Origin of the sequence: Nocardiopsis dassonvillei subsp. dassonvillei DSM 43111 (assembly GCF_000092985.1) — a bacterium.
In the GTDB taxonomy this organism is placed as follows: domain Bacteria; phylum Actinomycetota; class Actinomycetes; order Streptosporangiales; family Streptosporangiaceae; genus Nocardiopsis; species Nocardiopsis dassonvillei.
Map to the genome: position 1 here is coordinate 5,077,333 of NC_014210.1, position 15,587 is coordinate 5,092,919.

Consider the following 15,587-nt stretch of genomic DNA (forward strand, 5'->3'; position numbering starts at 1 on the left):
CTCGCCGGGAGCCGTCTCGCCGGGGGCCGTTTCGCCGGACCGGCGTTTCGGGTAGGTCCCGTGGGTGACGGCCAACCGGTCGAACGGGGGGAGAGGTCATGCGGGCGTCCATCGGCGACTACGTGCGTACGCACGGGGTCGTGAGCACCGAGGGTCAGCACGTCGGGGAGATCGTGGAGGTACGCGGCGCCGACGACGGGCCGCCGTACGTGGTGCGGTTCCCCGACGGGGAGGAACGGCTCGTCTACCCCGGGCCGGAGACGGTGGTGGAGCCCCGGCACCCGGTGGACTGAGGGGCACCGGAGGGGCGGCTGGGTCACCCGGAACGGATGAGCCGCGGGGGAAGCACGCCGGGCTGAGGGGCACCGGAGGAGCTGACCGGACCACCAGGGACGCCCCGGCATCCGGCCAAACGGGACGGCCCGCCCGTCGGCCCCCCGGGAGCGACCGGGGGCGGACGGGACGGACGGGGCGGTCAGGGCCGCCGGGACAGCACAGACGCCCCGGTTCTCGGGGCCGGACCCGGTGACGGCCCGCGACACGGCGGGCACACAGGACGGCGGCGGGCGTGACGCCCGCCGCCGTGGTGTCCGTGGCCGTGGTGTCCGGGGTCTACGCGCTGGTCAGGCCGACAACCGGTCCAGGAAGCCGCCCAGGTTGGTCGAGGCGCGGGCGATCTGCTCGTCCACGGTGAGGGACTCCTCGAACCGCCCGCCCGGCTCCGGCTGCTTCTTCCCGCGGATGTACAGCGAGCAGGCGAAGTCGGTGCACATGTACAGCCCCACCGTGCTGCCGTCCTGACCGGCGCGCCTGGCCTTGGGCGCGGCCAGCAGGGCCACGCCCCGCCCGGGGTGGGTGGTCAGGCACACCGAGCACACGCTCCGGCGCAGCCCGACGCGGGCGTTCGACAGCCGGAAGGCCACGCCGACGAGCCGGTCGCCGCGCTCGGTGACCAGGTAGGCGCGTTCGTGCGCGGTGTGGTCGCGCCAGCCGAGGAAGTCCAGGTCCTCCCACGGACGCCGGTCCAGGTCGCGCGGCAGCGAGAGCCGCTGTGCCTCCCCCTTCGAGCAGTTCACGAACGACGTGCGGATGTCCCGCTCAGTCAAAGCTCTCATGAGGGGGACGCTAACGCCGCAGGTCGGACCCGGGCAACGTTTTTACGGCGCGGCGTACCGCCCCCGCGCGGACCGGAACTCCCACGCCGCCGGGCGTCCGGCACGCTCCGCCCCGACCGGCCCGTGCCCCGTGTGACCCACCCCACCCGCGCCGACCGCTCCCCGGCGCGGGTCGGCCGCCCCGCGCCCACGGCCCGTGGGCCGACGCCTCGCGCACCCGCCGCCTCAGGGGCGCCTGATCAGGTAGAGCGCGAAGGGCTCTCCCCCGTGGCGGATCTCGCGCGCGTAGCCGAAACCGAGCCGTTCCATGACCGCGCGGGAACGGAGGTTGTGCACCTCGGTGAAGGAGACCACCTCGTCCGCGCCGAGGTGGTCGAAGGCGAACTCCAGCCCCGCGCGGCCGATCTCGCTGGCGTAGCCGAGCCCCCAGAAGCACTCGCGGACCGCCCAGCCGACCTCCAGGCACCACAGGGAGTCCACCACGGCGCGGGACAGGCCGCCGCGCCCCACCAGCTCGCCGGTCCACCGGTCGTGCGCGATCCACTTGTGGACGCCGTCGGTCTCCCAGGCGCGTTCCATGTGCAGGGCGCTCTCCCAGGCCTCCCCACGCGTCCACCTGCCGCCGTACCAGCGGGCGACGCCGGGGTCCCGGTGCAGCCGCCACAGCTCGCGGGCGTGCTCGGGGCCGATGGGGTCCAGGCGCAGCCTCCGCGTGAGGCGGACACCGGACGGCCCCCGAGGACCGGCCTGGTCGGCCGGGGTTCCCGGTGCGGCGCCGCGGCGGTGTCCGCGGCCGGAGCCGGTCACGGGAGTTCCCGCCGGGCGCGGGCGCCGGAGGGGGCGGCGGGGTTTCGTTCTCCGGGTCGGTCACCGGGCGCGTGGAGGAGGCCCCCGTGCGCACCGGGCGTCCTCGCGGCCGTACCGCGTGCGTCCCGGTGCACGTCGCAGGGGCTGTCCGCCGCACCGCGCACGTCCCCGTGCACCCTCTCCGCTCCCACACGGGAAAGTCTAGGTTCCGACCCTCCCGTACGGCCGTCACCGCCGTGTACTGGGACTTTCCCGTTATCCGCGGGCACTCGGCGCGTGATGTCCCCTCCCGGCGCCGACCGGACGTCAGTCCCGCTGGAAGAGGCGCGCCGTGTACAGGACCGCGCCGGAGGCAAGCCCGGCCAGGGCCAGCGAGGCCGCGAACGAGGCGGCTTCGAGCACGAAGCCGGAGAGTTCGACCGTCTCGGCCAGGAATCGGCGTGAGGCCTGGCGTGAGAGGACGAACACGGCCACGAAGACGACGAAGGAGACGACCGAGGAGACCTTCACCGGAGTGTTCCGGGGCGTTGGAGAGGAGGCATGCGGGCCATCCTAGGACGCGCCGCCCCCGGTCACTCCCCTGGCCCGGGGGTCGGCCCCGCGGCGGCCCGCTCCCCCTCCTCCCGCCCGCCCATCTGGAGGAACGCCGTGCCGACGGTCACCAGCAGCAGACCGCCCACCCGCGGCCAGGTGAGCGCCTCCCCGAGCAGGGCGACGCCCAGGGCCGCCACGGCGGCCACGCCCAGCGCCGTCCACAGGCCGTAGGCCACCCCGACGGGCATCCCGTGCCGCAGCGCGAGGGAGAAGAGGTAGTAGGCCGCCACCACGCTGACGACCGCCAGCACCGTGGGGACCGGGGCGGTGAAGCCGTCCGAGGCACGGGTCGCGAACGCCCCGAGTACCTCGGTCACGACGGTCGCGACCAGGAAGAACCAGGCCATGGCGTACCCCTCCGCATCACGGGACACATACGCCCCGAACCTATATGAACGATAGTTCAACTTATATCCCATGGACCAGAACTGGAGCAATGATGCCTTGACCAGAACTAGTTGAACTATCGTTCGTTTTGTGTGAGGCTCTGCTCCGACGCGAAACATCTGGGAGGAAGCATGCTGCTCGCCTACGCCCTCCTCGCCGGGACCGTGGCCCTGGAGGTGGTCGGAGCCCTCGCCACGCGCTACTCCGACGGGTTCACCCGGCTGATGCCGACGGCGCTGACGGTCGCCTCTGTCCTGGGCGCCTACTACCTGTTCTCACTGGCCCTCCTCGAAGGGCTCGACCTCGGGTTCGCCTACGCCGTCTGGGCCGCCGCGGGCGTCATCGCCGTCACGCTGGCCGGCTCCCTCCTCCTCGGCGACCGGCTGACGCGCGCCCAGTCCGCGGGCATCGGACTCGCGACCCTGGGGGTGGTGTTGTTGCAGCTCGGAGCGGCCTGAGGCCCGTCGCCCGCCCGCACGCCGGGAGCGCGCGCTGCTAGACTCCAGCGAGCCGAGCAGCACGCGGCCCTGGAGGCGGAGATGACGCGAACGACCGGTGCGCGGGTCGACGGACGCCGCGCCCGGGGCGAACGCAAGCGGGAGGCGATCATCGCCGCGGCCCTGCGCGTCATCGAACGCGACGGGGTCTCCGGGGCCACCCACCGCACGGTCGCCGGGGAGGCCGGGGTGCCCGCGAGTTCGGTGGCCTACTACTTCGCCACCCTGGACGACCTGCTCGTGGCCGCCCTGACCGTGGCCTCGGACTCCTACATCGCCCAGCTGCGCCGGGTCATGGACGCCGACGGCGACGACCTCGCGACCCTGGCCCAGCTCATCGCCGAGGCCGCCGGGCCCGACCGCCGCCGCGCCCTGGCCGAGCGGGAGCTGACCCTGCTCGCCGCGCGCCGTCCCGCGCTGCGCCCCATGGCCCTGCGCTGGCGGCAGACCCTCACCGAGATCGCCCGGCGCCACACCGACGACCCGGTCGCGGTGGAGGCCTTCCCCTCGGTGTCGGACGGGTTGTGCGCGCGCGTGCTGCTGGGAGGGGACACCCCCACCGTGGGCGAGATCGAGGCCGTCCTGCGCCACACCCTGGGCGTCCGGCGCTGACCGCGCGACCCGAACACCACGCGCCCCGGCGCCCCGATTCCGCCTTGGGCGCCACACGCACCCGAAACCGCCCGCCCGCCTCGGGCACCGCACCCCGGCGCCGTTCCGGAAGACCCCGGTCCCGGGCCGTGTCACACACCGGCACGCACGGGGCACAGGCAGCAGACTGGGCCCGTCCGGGACCCTCCGGGCACGCGTCGAGGAGGACACGCATGGAACTCGGTATGCACGTCGCCGACTTCACCTGGGACGGCGGAACGCCCGCCATCGGCCCCGCGCTCGCCGACACCGCCCGCGCCGCCGAGGCCGCGGGCGTCTCGCGGCTCACGGTGATGGACCACTTCTGGCAGATGGGCGGGGACATCGGCCCGCAGGAGAACGCCATGCTGGAGGCGTACACCACCCTGGGCTTCCTGGCCGCGCACACCGACCGGGTCCTCCTGCACACCCTGGTCACGGGGACCGTGTACCGCGAACCGGGTGTGCTGGCCAAGCAGATCAGCACCCTGGACACGCTGTCCGGCGGACGCGCCGGGCTGGGCATCGGGGCCGCCTGGTACGCCGACGAGGCGCACGGCCTGGGTATCCCGTTCCCGTCCACGGCGGAGCGGTTCGAGCGCCTGGAGGAGACGGTCCAGATCTGCCTCCAGATGTGGGGCGGGGATGAGGGCCCCTACCGGGGCAGGCACCACACGCTGGAGCGCACCCTCAACTCGCCGCAGAACATCTCCACACCGCACCCGTACCTGATGATCGGCGGCGGCGGGGAGCGCAAGACGCTGCGCATGGTCGCCCAGTACGCGGACGCGTGCAACATCTTCGGCGGCCCGGACGCGGCGCACAAGCTCGACGTGCTCCGGCGGCACTGCGAGGACCTGGGGCGCGACTACGACCGGATCGAGAGGACCACGACCTTCTCCGTCACCCCCGACACCACGCGGGACGCGCTGGTCCGTCGGTTGCTGGAGCTGGCCGCGACCGGGTTCTCGGTCGCCTACGTGTACGGCCAGGGGTTCTCCGACCCCCGCCGCGCGGTCGAGCTGCTCGGCTCCGTCCTGCCGGAGGTCGCGGAGGCCTGAACCGGGCGGTTCCGGCACCCGTGCCGGAAATCCGCGTGCGGAGCGGGGCCGCGGCGCGTACCGTCGGGGGCTCGACCACAGGGGGTGGCACATGGCGGACGGACCGCGCGTCTTCGAGGTCCTGGTGCCCGGATACGACAGCCTCGACGAGGTGCTCGCGCTCCAGGAGCCGGTGGCGCGGCTCCTGTGCCCCGACCCGTCGCACACGGGTCCGTGCGAGGTGCCCTGGAGCCTGGGTGCGCGCACGGAAGAGGAGCAGGACGACCCCGTGGGGACCGGCCACACGGTCGTCGCGGGCCTCCACGCCACCCGGGCCGGGGCGGAGGAGATCGCGGCGCGGATCGGGGCGGAGCTGGGGCGCACCGCCCATCTGGTCGAGGCCGATCCGGGCGACCACGAGGAACTCGTCGAGCAGTACCGGGCCCGGGGCCGCCGTTGAGCGCAGGGGCCGCGACGGCCCCGGCGGCGCGCCCTGCCCCGAAGGCCGCGACGCGCCCCCCACGGGCGGCCCGGCCCGCCGTCCGGACGGTCCGGAACCGCCTTCCGGGCAGGGGTCAGAGCGTGTCGATCAGCTCACGGCACGCCCGCTCGCAGCGTCGGCACGCCTCCGCGCACACCCGGCAGTGGTCGTGCATCGAGGCGTGCTGTTCGCACTCGTCGGCGCAGGTCTTGCAGGCCTGCGCGCAGGCCTCCAGGACCGCGCGGGTCAGATTGGCGTCGTAACCGGTGTGACGCGAGAGCACCCGGCCGGTGGTCTCGCACTGGTCGGCGCAGTCGAGGTCGGTGCGGACGCACTTGACGAGGTCGGCGACCCCGTCCTCGCTCAGACAGGCGTCCGCGCAGGCGGTACAGGCCTGGGCGCACTCGAAGCACGCCTCGATGCAGGCCCGCAGCCTCTCGCGGTCCACCCCGCCCAGGTCCTTGGGATAGGTCTCCAGCATCCGGCTCGCCACGCTCATGGCGTTCCCCCTCGGCGTCGTGCGGCGCCGGGGGCGGGCGCCCCCGGCCCTGGTCCGCACTCCCACTAACCGACGGGCGTCGGGGCAAACCCGGGGGGGCCGGTGCGGGCGCCGGGTGGTCCCGGCGCCCGCCGCGGGTCGGGCCGGGTCAGTGACCGCCGTGGTCCCCCTCGGCGTCCTGTCCGGAACCGCCCTGTCCGGTGCCGTCCTCCCCGGAGCCGCCACCTCGGCCGAGCATCGCCTCCATCTCCTCGATCTCGGCCTCCTGGGTGTCGACGACCTCCCGGGCCAGCTCACCGGCCTCGGGGTCAACGCCGTTCTCCAGCTGGTCCTCGGCCATCCGGACCGCGCCCCGGTGGTGGGCGATCATCAACTCCAGGAACAGCGTGTCGAAGGCCTCCCCCTCGGCCCGCTCCAGCTCCGCCATCTGCTCCTCGGTCATCATCCCGGACATGCCGTGGTGCTCCCCGTCGCCCTCGGGCTCGACCCCCCAGGCGTCCAGCATCCCCCGGAGCTGTTCGATCTCGGGCCCCTGGGCGGCCTCGATCTCGGCCGCGAGGGCCGCGACCTCCTCCCCCGCCCGGTCCTCGGCGAGCCGGGACATCTCCACGGCCTGCTCGTGGTGGGGGATCATCATCCGGGCGAACACGACGTCGGCGTCGTTGAACTCGGCCGTCGGCTGCTCGGCCGTCGACTGCTCGGCCGTCGACTGCTCGGCGGACCCGGGCGCGGGGTCGGGGGCCTCCCCGCCGCCGCAGGAGGCGAGGAACAGGGCGGCGGCCAGTGCCGCCGGAGCCGCCGGGAACGCGCGGGTACGGAACTGCGTGGTCATCGTCGGTCCTTCTTCATGGCTTCTTCGCGCATGGCGCGGGGCGCCACGGCGAGGTGAACAGGGCTCGGGACCGGGTGTCGGGGCGCGTGGGGCCACCGCACCACCCGGGAGGGGCGTCTACACCCTCAGCACCTGTAACTTCGCCAGACACGGGGGTTCGGGCGGCGCGACGCGCACCGCCCGCCGGAGCGTCGGGGACGGCGGCCTCGGCAGCGCTCCCGGCCAGGGGAGGAAGACCACGGCGGCCAGCCCGACGAGGGCGGCCACCAGGGCGGCCACCGCCAGGCACATCGTCGTCGGGTCGGTGACGGGGGAGGCGGCGTGCGCGTCCGGGTCGGAGTACCCGCCCGCGGCGGCGTGCGCCTCCGGAACGGGGGCGGCGTGCGCACCGGCCTCGGACGCGGCGTGGGCCGCAGGAGCGGCCCGCTCCTCCGGAACGGGATCGGCGTGCGCCACGACCGAGGCGGTGGAGACGGGAGAGGCGTGCTCCGTGTCCGTGGACGCGTGCCCCAGGGTGTGCATTCCCGCCACACCGAGCAGCACGGACACCAGGAGCAGCATCCGCACCCAGGCCAGGCCGGGGTGCGCGGAGCGCCCGCGCGCGGCCCTGCCCACGGCTCCCACCGTGGGCGCCGCGCCACGCGGAAGGAGCGGTGGGACAAGGGCGTACGTGCTCGCCACCAGCGTCTCCTCCCCTTGCCTCCGCCGCGCACGGCGGGTTCCGTCCGGGGTCCGGGATCCCGTCCGGACCGACTCCACCAGGGTAGGGCCGCCCTCCGGAGGTCCCCGACCGCCCCCGCCCTACCCCCTACCCCTAACGGGTGAAGGCGACCGCGGCCGCCCCCGAGCGCTGCGCACGGGGGCGACCGCGATCACGGCGGGCACCGGTCAGCGGGCGCCGCTCAGGTGGTGACCTCCTCCATCCGGGCCCGCGCCGCCGCCTCGACGTTCCTCTTGATGTGCTCCATCTCGGTCGGAACGTTCTGGTTGTACTTGACGGTCATCTGCTCGTCGTCGAAGGGCGCGTCGGGCCTCATGGCGAACTGGTAGCTCCAGGTCAGCCGCACGCCCTCCGGAACCTGCTCGTAGTTCCAGTGGATCCGCACGTACTCGAAGCCCTCGGTCTGGACGCGGTGGGACCACGCCTCCCCCGCCTCGCGGTCCACGGTGCGCTCGGACACCCAGCTCCACACGCGCCCCTGCTTGTCGGGTTGCTTGGTGACGCGGAAGCGCGTGGTGTCGCCGTCCTGCTCCAGGATCTCCACCGAGGAGTGCCAGGTGAAGATCTGGGGCCAGGAGGCGACGTCGTTGGTCAGCTCCCAGACGAAGTCGTAGGGCGCGTCGATGACGACGCTGTGCTCGATGCTTCCGGGCACGGGATCACATTCCTTTCGCGGGGGCCGCGACGCCCCCGTTGACGAGGGTGGACAGCACTGCAGGGGAGGGTGACGCCTCGGCGTCCGCCCCGAGCTTGCGGCCGACACGGCGCTCGATCTCGGCGACGATGCCCATGACGCCCAGGGAGTCGATCCCCAGTTCGTCGAAGGTGCTCGCGGAGGCGGTGGCGGCGTCGGTCCGGACACCGGCGCAGGCGGACATGAGTTCCACCAGCTCCTCCATCTCGATGTGTCTGTCGGGCATGGGTCTCCTCGGAATCTCGTGTGTCGGTTCGGGTCCCGGTGCGCGTGCCGTGTCAGGTGCCGGTCCGCGTGCCGGGTGCGGGTCTGTTCGTCGGCCTGGCTCGGGTCAGACCGACGCGGGTCAGACCGGGTCGGGGCGGGTCAGGACGACGGCGGAGTTGCCGCCGCCCAGGCCGCGCGACAGGACCAGCGCGGTGCGCAGGCGCGCGGCGCGCGGCACCCGCACGACCAGGTCCAGTCCGCTGGGCGCGTCGGGGACGTTGGGTGTGGGCGGTACGACCTGGTGTTCCAGGCTCAGGACGGCGGCGGCCACGTCCAGCGCGCCCGACCCGGCGTAGGCGCGTCCGAAGCCGGTCTTGGGCGCGGTGACGGCCACCCCGCCGGGGAACAGCTCGCGCAGCACGGCGGCCTCGTCGGCGTCGGCCTTGGGCGTGCCCACCGCGTCGGCGAAGACCACGTCCACGTCCTCGGGGGCGACGGCGGCCCGGCGCATCGCCTCCCGGGCCGCGTGCAGGAGTCCGGCACCGCCCGGGTCGAACGATCCGACCCCGCCGAAGGTGCTCGCGTGCCCCGCGACCCGGGCCCGGATCCTGGCGCCGCGCGCCCGCGCGGCGGCCTCGTCCTCCACCACGGCGACGGCCGCGCCCTCGGCCGGGACGTGGCCGGCCGCCCCCTCGGTGAAGGGGAGGTAGGCCGTGCGGGGGTCCTCGCCGCGGCTGAGGACCTCGGCGCCCGCGTGGCAGGCCAGTGCGAACGGGGAGCCGATCGGGGCCTCGCTTCCGCCGACCAGCATCGCGGAGGTCCCGCGCCGCAGGGCCCGTTCGCTCTGGCCCAGGGCGTCGAGCATGCCCGGCTCGTCGGTGACCAGCACCCCGCACATGCCCTTGAGGCCGTTGCTGATGGAGATCTGTCCGGTGCTCGCCGCGTAGAACCAGGCGATGGACTGGTAGGGGCCGACGTGGTCGGGGCCCCTGCTCCACAGGGCCTCGATCTCGCGCTGGCCGAACTCCACGCCGCCCGTGCAGCTGCAGATCAGCACGCCGACCGCGTAGGGGTCGGCGGCGGGGTCCAGCCCCGAGTCGCGCAGGGCCTCGCCGGCCGCGACCATCGCGAACCAGCTGAAGGCGTCGGTCTGGACGACGTAGCGGCCGTCGAGGTGGTCGTGCGGGTCGAAGCCGGGGATCTTCCCGCCCACGCGCACGTGGAAGCCGTCGGTGTCGAAGTCGGGGATCGGCGCGAGGAGCGATCGCCCCTCCCGGACCGCCTCCCAGTACTCCGGGACGCCCACCCCGGCGGGTGAGACCGTGCCGAGTCCGGTGATGACCGTGCTCATACGCGCACCTCGCTGCCCCGGTCGAGGACGACGGCGGACTGGAAGCCGCCGAAGCCGCTGCCCACGGAGAGCACCACGTCGGTGCGCCGCTCGCGCGCGGTCACCGGCACGTAGTCCAGGTCGCACTCGGGGTCGGGCGTGCTCAGGTTGGCGGTCGGCGGCACGACGCCGGTGTCCATGGCCAGCACGCAGGCGGCCAGTTCGATGGAGCCGATCGCGCCCAGCGAGTGCCCCACCATCGACTTGATGGAGGACATGGTCACCCGCCGCGCGTGCTCGCCCAGGGAGCGCTTGACGGCGTCGGTCTCGTGGCGGTCGTTCTGCACGGTGCCCGATCCGTGGGCGTTGACGTAGTCCACGTCGGTGGCCGGGCGCCGCGCCTGGTCCAGGGCGGTGGTGATGGCCCGCGCCATCTCCTGCCCCTCGCGGCGCAGGCCGGTCATGTGGAAGGCGTTGCCGTGGTTGGCGAAGCCCGCCACCCGGCAGCGGATCCGCGCGCCCCGGCGGCGGGCGATCGAGGCCTCCTCCAGGATGAGGACGGCCGCGCCCTCGCCCATGACGAAGCCGTTGCGCTCGCGGTCGAAGGGCCGGGAGGCCCGCGCGGGGTCGTCGTTGCTGTCCGAGGTCGCCCTGATGGCGTCGAAGCAGGCCATGGCGATGGGCGAGATCGGCGACTCGGCCGCTCCCGCGACGACCACGTCGGCGAGGTCGTCCTCGATGGCCTGGGCGGCGTAGCCGACGGCGTCCAGGCCGGACGTGCAGCCGGTGGAGACCGTGCGCACCGGTCCGCGCGCGCCGACCAGTTCGGCGATCTCCCCGGACAGGGCGCTGGGCGTCACCGCCCGGTACAGGTGGGGCGAGGCGGCCTCGGGGTCGACGACCCAGTCGGCGCCGCCCCGGCTCATCTGGACGTAGTCCCTCTCCAGGCGGGTGGTGCCGCCGACCGCCGTCCCCATGCTCACGCCCACGCGCCAGGGCGAGACCTCGGACAGGGGCGGGGCGCTGTCGGCCAGCGCCTCGGCGGTGGCGACGGCGGCGAACTGCACGTACCTGTCCATGCGTTCGGCCTGGTGCTCGTCCAGTCCGTGCGCGGCGGGGTCGAAGTCGACCTCGGCGGCGATCCGGGAGCGGAAGTCGGACGCGTCGAACAGGGTGACGTGGCGGGTGGCTGTGCGTCCCGCGGTGAGCATCTCCCAGAACGCGGACGCGCCGATCGCTCCGGGCGCCACCACGCCGATGCCGGTGACGACGGCCTCGCGTCTCACTGCGCCTCCCCGGGGAGGTCGCGGGCCCGGCTCAGGTCCAGGGCGGAGGCCGCTCGCGCGGCCGCCGCGGGGTTGTGACAGGGCAGGGTCATGCGGTGTTTCCTCCACATGGTCTGAGGGATGCAGAGAACGCGGCTTTCCTTTTCACGTTCGGTAGCGTGTGTATCACGCTGAGCCAACCCTCTCGGCGATGAACGCGCTCCCACGCGCCACCTGGCCAGCCAGCTTCCGTCTCCCGGGCGCGCCCCGGCCCGGGCGCGCTCCGCCGGACCCCGCGCTGGCCGCCTCCGCCCCGGGCGGGTCAGGCCGCCTCCGCCTCGACCACGGCGTCGGGGCACTCCGCGGCGAGGGCGACGAGCGCCTCGTGCTCGGCCGGGTCCACCGTCAGGGCCCAGCGGACCTTGACCGTGGTCCACTCGGTGACGTACCGGCAGTGCGCCTCCGCCGAGGCGGGCAGCCACTGCGCGGGGTCCTTGTCGGCCTTGGAGCGGTTCTGCGCCGCGGTGACCGCCACCAGGGCGACCGGTTCGCCCATGTCGTTGGCGTAGTCGCGGCGGCGGTCGGTGGTCCACTCCGAGGCGCCCGAGTCCCAGGCCTCGGCCAGGGGCACCATGTGGTCGATGTCCAGGGCGCGGGCCTCGGTGTGCGCGCGCCCGTCGTAGTAGGACTCCCACTGTCCGCCGCTCAGGCGGCACCGCTCATCGACCTCGGGCATGACGACGGCCTCCTCGATCAGGACCTCGGCGCGGGTGTTGCAGCCGTCGCGGTCGGTGTCGGCCCAGTGCGGGAACAGGGAGCGGTCGTATCCCTGCCGGTTCTCGTCGGTGACGGGCAGGCCGGCGACGGCGACGGCGAGCGGGACCGCCTCGGCGGCGTGCGCGGCGGCGGGCGCCGGTGCGGTGACGGGCGCCAGCACGGCGGCGGACAGGACGGCGGCGGCGGTGCCCACGGTGGCGCGCACGCGAGCCTCCTTCGGGTTCGACTACGGTTCGCAATCGTTCGTTTCCGGAGAGTGCACACGGGTAACCCGCGGGCGACCCGTCCCGCCGCTGACCGCGGGGCGCACCAGGGCGATACGGGAGAGTCCGGCGCATCGGCGCACCGGAATCGGCTCTGCCGTCCACAGCCTTCCGGTCAGGCGCTATCGACCGAACCCGAGGCGGGGGCCATTGCCGCCCGTTCCGGCCCGCGACCGGCGGCGGGACGCCCTCCGCCCACGTCGGGGCCCCGCGATCCCGCGGAGACGTCCGCAGCGCGCACCCGCCCCGGAGGACGGCCCCGCGCGCACGCCCGAACCGGTTTCGGACAAAGGGGTCGCCGTGTGCACACATCCGCCCCCGGCCGTTCCGACGGAACCGACTTTGCCCTAATATGAAAACCATTATCGTTTTTGCTGACCCAGCGGGAGGAGAAACCAGGTGAGGCACGTGTCCCTCCCGCCTGGCAGGACGCGCCCGATGCCCGACGACGCGGCACCCGACGGCGCGGCGTCCGGGCGGACCGGCCCGGCCGGGGTCAGATGGCTGGCCACACGGGCGGGCACGGCCACCGCCGCGGTCGTCCTCGGCGTCCTCCTCGCGGTCTCCGCGGTGCTGGCCATCGGCCTGGGATCGGCGGTGGTCCCCCCGGCCGAGACGGTGCGCTACCTGTGGGCGGCCCTGAGCGGCGGCGTGATCCAGGCAGACGAGGTGGTCCGCTACCAGATCATCTGGCAGATCCGCACCCCCCGGGTCCTGCTCGCCGCCGTCGTCGGGGCCGGTCTGGGGGTCGTGGGCGTGGCCGTCCAGGCCATGGTCCGCAACGCCCTCGCCGACCCCTACATCCTGGGGGTCTCCTCGGGCGCCTCCGTCGGCGCGGTACTGGTCAGCGTGCTGGGCGCACTGTCCGCGCTCGGTATCCACGCGGTCTCCGCCGGGGCCTTCCTGGGCGCGCTGGGCGCGACGCTGCTCGTCCACCTCGTCGCCCGCTCCCCCACGGGGGTCACCCCCCTGCGCCTGGTGCTCACCGGGGTGGCGCTCTCCTTCGGCTTCCAGGCCGTGATGAGCGTGATCGTCTACCTGGCGCCGAGCAGCGAGGCCACCGCCACCGTGCTCTTCTGGACCATGGGGAGCTTCGGCGCGGCCACCTGGAGCTCCCTGCCCGTGGTGGCCGTCGTGGTGGTCCTGGGCATCCTCGTGCTGCGCGGCCTCGCGCGCCCGCTCGACGTGCTGGCCCTGGGCGACGAGACCTCGGCGAGCCTGGGAGTGGACGCGGCCGGGCAGCGCAGGGTCCTGTTCGCGGTGACCGCGGTCATGACCGGGGCCATGGTCGCCGTCAGCGGCGCGATCGGCTTCGTCGGCCTGGTCATCCCCCACATCGTGCGGATCGCGGTGGGCGCCGACCACCGGCGCGTGCTCACCGTCGCCCCGCTGCTGGGCGCGCTCCTCATGGTCTGGGTGGACCTCTTCTCCCGCGTGGTGGTGGCCCCGCGCGAACTCCCCCTGGGCGTCATCACCGCCCTGATCGGCGTACCGGTGTTCCTCGGTCTCATGCGCCGCCGCGGCTACCTGTTCGGAGGACGATGATGGACCTGCGCCTGGACGGGCTGTCCGTCGAGCTCGGCGGCGCCCGGATCGTGGAGAGCCTCTCCCTGGACGTGCCCGCGGGACAGGTCGTGGGGCTGGTGGGCCCCAACGGCTCGGGCAAGTCCACGGCCCTGCGCTGCGTCTACCGGGCGCTGCGCCCCAGCGGCGGGACCGTGTGGGTCGGGGACGAGGACCTGTCCTCCCTGAGCCTGCGCCGGAGCGCCCAGCGGGTGGCCGCCCTGACCCAGGAGAGCGGCAGCGACCTCGACTTCACGGTGCAGGAGGTCGTCGCCCTGGGGCGCGCCCCGCACCTGCGCGGCAACCAGCCGCTCGACGCGCGCGAGCGCGACCTGTGCCGCCGGGCCATGGAGCGCCTGGAGGTGGCCCACCTGGCCCACAGGGGCGTCATGGAGCTGTCCGGGGGCGAGCGCCAGCGGGTGCTGGTGGCCCGCGCCCTGGTCCAGGAGCCCAGCGTGCTGGTCCTGGACGAGCCCACCAACCACCTGGACATCCGCCACCAGATCGCGCTGCTGTCCCTGCTCCGGGACTCGGGGCTCACCGTCCTGGTGGTCCTGCACGACCTCAACCTGGCCGCGGCGGCCTGCGACCGGATCGGTGTGCTCCACGAGGGCCGACTGGTGGCCGCGGGCGCTCCCGACCAGGTCCTGACCCCCGCCCTGCTCCTGGAGGTCTTCGGCATCGAGGCCTCCGTCGTCCCCCATCCCCTGACCGGGGACCCCCAGCTGCTGTACCGGCTGCTCCCCGCCGTCGAGAAAGGCCTCCAGTGACACACCGGACACCCCTCGGGACCCGCGCGTCCCACCGCTCGCTGCTGCCCCTGACCGCTGTGGCCGTCCTGGTCGCCGGGTGCGGAGCCCAGGTCGAGGAAGGGCAGGAGGCCTCGGCCGCGAGCACGGTCACCGTGCAGCGGTGCGGCGAGGAGGTGGAGTACACCACCCCGCAGCGCGTCGTGGCCTACGAGGCCGGGAGCGCCGACAAGCTGTTCGCCCTCGGCCTCACCGACCACGTGCACGGGTACGTGATGCCCCCCGCCAACCCGCCGGTGGAGGAGTCGCCCTGGGCCGAGGAGTACGCCCGGGTGGAGTTCCTCAGCGACGACCTGCTCAACCGGGAGCTCGTCGTGGACGCCGGGGCCGACCTCGTCGTCGCCGGGTGGAACTCCGGGTTCAGCGAGGAGCGGGGCATCACCCCCGAGATCCTGGACGGTCTCGGCATCCAGAGCTTCATGCACACCGAGTCCTGCTTCAACTACCCGGGACACCCCGAGGAGGTCACCCCCTTCGAGGGCCTGTACACCGACCTGGAGCGGCTGGGCCGGATCTTCGGGGTCGAGGACCGCGCCGGGGAGCTCGTCACCGACTACCGGGCGCGGGTGGCCGCCGTGGAGGAGCAGGCCCCCGCCGGCGACCCGGTCCCCGTGTTCCTCTACGACTCGGGCACCGACCAGCCCTTCACCGCGGGCGGCCAGGTCCCGCCCAACGACATCATCAGCCGCGCGGGCGGTGAGAACATCTTCGCCGGCCTCGACGAGCGCTGGACCCAGGTCGGCTGGGAGGCGGTGGTGGAGGCCGAGCCGGAGGTCATCATCATCCTCGACTACGGCGACCAGCCCGCGCAGGAGAAGATCGACTTCCTGACCTCGTTCCCCGCGATGGCCGAGGTCCCGGCGGTGGTCGAGGAGAACTTCTTCGTCCTGGACTACAACGAGGGCATCTCCGGTCCGCGCAACATCGACGGCCTGGAGAAGTTCGCCGAGTACCTGCGCGGTCTGGAACAGGGCTGATCCGCGCCCGCCCGCGCCGCTCCCCCTGTCCCGGGACGGCGCGGGCGGGCGCGCATCGGTCTGCGGGGACCGTCTGGAGGACCTCCGCGCCCGGGGACG

The 15,587-nt window shown here is 74.0% G+C and carries 20 protein-coding genes; 8 read left to right on the plus strand and 12 right to left on the minus strand.

What is annotated here, in order from left to right; genetic code table 11:
- Positions 1-98: 98 nt before the first annotated feature.
- Positions 99-293, plus strand: a complete 195-nt coding sequence (locus tag NDAS_RS21025; RefSeq protein WP_013155254.1) for a DUF1918 domain-containing protein — start codon at positions 99-101, stop codon at positions 291-293.
- Between the two features lie 330 nt (positions 294-623).
- Here NDAS_RS21025 and NDAS_RS21030 read toward each other — a convergent pair whose 3' ends face one another.
- The 4 genes from NDAS_RS21030 to NDAS_RS21045 all read right to left on the minus strand — a co-directional run bounded on the left by NDAS_RS21030 (position 624) and on the right by NDAS_RS21045 (position 2,890).
- Complete coding sequence (locus tag NDAS_RS21030; RefSeq protein ID WP_013155255.1) at positions 624-1,115, minus strand: FBP domain-containing protein; 492 nt, start codon at positions 1,113-1,115, stop codon at positions 624-626.
- A 225-nt stretch (positions 1,116-1,340) separates the two neighbouring features.
- Complete coding sequence (locus NDAS_RS21035) at positions 1,341-1,922, minus strand: GNAT family N-acetyltransferase (RefSeq protein ID WP_013155256.1); 582 nt, start codon at positions 1,920-1,922, stop codon at positions 1,341-1,343.
- A gap of 306 nt (positions 1,923-2,228) precedes the next feature.
- Positions 2,229-2,432, minus strand: a complete 204-nt coding sequence (locus NDAS_RS21040) for a hypothetical protein (protein ID WP_013155257.1) — start codon at positions 2,430-2,432, stop codon at positions 2,229-2,231.
- A gap of 62 nt (positions 2,433-2,494) precedes the next feature.
- Positions 2,495-2,890: a DMT family transporter gene (locus NDAS_RS21045; RefSeq protein ID WP_232051596.1), complete on the minus strand. Its 396-nt coding sequence runs from the start codon at positions 2,888-2,890 to the stop codon at positions 2,495-2,497.
- 144 nt (positions 2,891-3,034) lie between these two features.
- Here NDAS_RS21045 and NDAS_RS21050 point away from each other — a divergent pair, with 144 nt between their 5' ends.
- The 4 genes from NDAS_RS21050 to NDAS_RS21065 all read left to right on the plus strand — a co-directional run bounded on the left by NDAS_RS21050 (position 3,035) and on the right by NDAS_RS21065 (position 5,530).
- Entirely contained in the window at positions 3,035-3,361 is a 327-nt protein-coding gene (locus NDAS_RS21050; protein WP_013155259.1) for a DMT family transporter, read from the plus strand.
- A gap of 81 nt (positions 3,362-3,442) precedes the next feature.
- Positions 3,443-4,012, plus strand: coding sequence for a TetR/AcrR family transcriptional regulator (locus tag NDAS_RS21055; RefSeq protein WP_013155260.1), 570 nt, complete (start codon positions 3,443-3,445; stop codon positions 4,010-4,012).
- Between the two features lie 212 nt (positions 4,013-4,224).
- A complete protein-coding gene (locus tag NDAS_RS21060; protein ID WP_013155261.1) occupies positions 4,225-5,091 on the plus strand; it encodes an LLM class F420-dependent oxidoreductase in 867 nt (288 codons plus the stop codon).
- A gap of 91 nt (positions 5,092-5,182) precedes the next feature.
- On the plus strand, positions 5,183-5,530 hold the full coding sequence (locus NDAS_RS21065; protein WP_013155262.1) for a hypothetical protein: 348 nt from the start codon (positions 5,183-5,185) through the stop codon (positions 5,528-5,530).
- Positions 5,531-5,645: 115 nt separating this feature from the next.
- Here NDAS_RS21065 and NDAS_RS21070 read toward each other — a convergent pair whose 3' ends face one another.
- The 8 genes from NDAS_RS21070 to NDAS_RS21105 all read right to left on the minus strand — a co-directional run bounded on the left by NDAS_RS21070 (position 5,646) and on the right by NDAS_RS21105 (position 12,081).
- Positions 5,646-6,050, minus strand: coding sequence for a four-helix bundle copper-binding protein (locus NDAS_RS21070; protein ID WP_013155263.1), 405 nt, complete (start codon positions 6,048-6,050; stop codon positions 5,646-5,648).
- A 148-nt stretch (positions 6,051-6,198) separates the two neighbouring features.
- Entirely contained in the window at positions 6,199-6,882 is a 684-nt protein-coding gene (locus tag NDAS_RS21075; protein WP_013155264.1) for a DUF305 domain-containing protein, read from the minus strand.
- Between the two features lie 117 nt (positions 6,883-6,999).
- Positions 7,000-7,563 (minus strand): DUF6153 family protein, encoded by a 564-nt coding sequence (locus NDAS_RS21080; protein WP_013155265.1) that lies wholly within the window; start codon positions 7,561-7,563, stop codon positions 7,000-7,002.
- A gap of 221 nt (positions 7,564-7,784) precedes the next feature.
- Positions 7,785-8,258, minus strand: coding sequence for an SRPBCC family protein (locus tag NDAS_RS21085; RefSeq protein ID WP_013155266.1), 474 nt, complete (start codon positions 8,256-8,258; stop codon positions 7,785-7,787).
- 4 nt (positions 8,259-8,262) lie between these two features.
- Entirely contained in the window at positions 8,263-8,523 is a 261-nt protein-coding gene (locus tag NDAS_RS21090; protein ID WP_013155267.1) for an acyl carrier protein, read from the minus strand.
- A 120-nt stretch (positions 8,524-8,643) separates the two neighbouring features.
- Entirely contained in the window at positions 8,644-9,855 is a 1,212-nt protein-coding gene (locus NDAS_RS21095) for a beta-ketoacyl synthase N-terminal-like domain-containing protein (RefSeq protein ID WP_013155268.1), read from the minus strand.
- Positions 9,852-11,120 carry a beta-ketoacyl-[acyl-carrier-protein] synthase family protein gene (locus NDAS_RS21100; protein WP_013155269.1) on the minus strand — a complete coding sequence of 423 codons (1,269 nt, stop codon included), beginning with the start codon at positions 11,118-11,120 and terminating at the stop codon, positions 9,852-9,854. The genes NDAS_RS21095 and NDAS_RS21100 overlap by 4 nt, the downstream gene beginning before the upstream one ends.
- 301 nt (positions 11,121-11,421) lie before the next feature.
- Entirely contained in the window at positions 11,422-12,081 is a 660-nt protein-coding gene (locus tag NDAS_RS21105) for an HNH endonuclease family protein (RefSeq protein ID WP_013155271.1), read from the minus strand.
- Between the two features lie 496 nt (positions 12,082-12,577).
- On the opposite strand from NDAS_RS21105, the gene NDAS_RS21110 reads away from it, so the two are divergent.
- The 3 genes from NDAS_RS21110 to NDAS_RS21120 are packed head-to-tail and all read left to right on the plus strand — an operon-like array spanning position 12,578 to position 15,488.
- On the plus strand, positions 12,578-13,684 hold the full coding sequence (locus NDAS_RS21110; RefSeq protein ID WP_013155272.1) for a FecCD family ABC transporter permease: 1,107 nt from the start codon (positions 12,578-12,580) through the stop codon (positions 13,682-13,684).
- On the plus strand, positions 13,684-14,472 hold the full coding sequence (locus NDAS_RS21115; RefSeq protein WP_013155273.1) for an ABC transporter ATP-binding protein: 789 nt from the start codon (positions 13,684-13,686) through the stop codon (positions 14,470-14,472). The genes NDAS_RS21110 and NDAS_RS21115 overlap by 1 nt, the downstream gene beginning before the upstream one ends.
- Positions 14,469-15,488 (plus strand): ABC transporter substrate-binding protein, encoded by a 1,020-nt coding sequence (locus NDAS_RS21120; RefSeq protein WP_013155274.1) that lies wholly within the window; start codon positions 14,469-14,471, stop codon positions 15,486-15,488. Before NDAS_RS21115 ends, NDAS_RS21120 begins: the two co-directional genes overlap by 4 nt.
- The last annotated feature ends 99 nt before the right edge of the window (positions 15,489-15,587 follow it).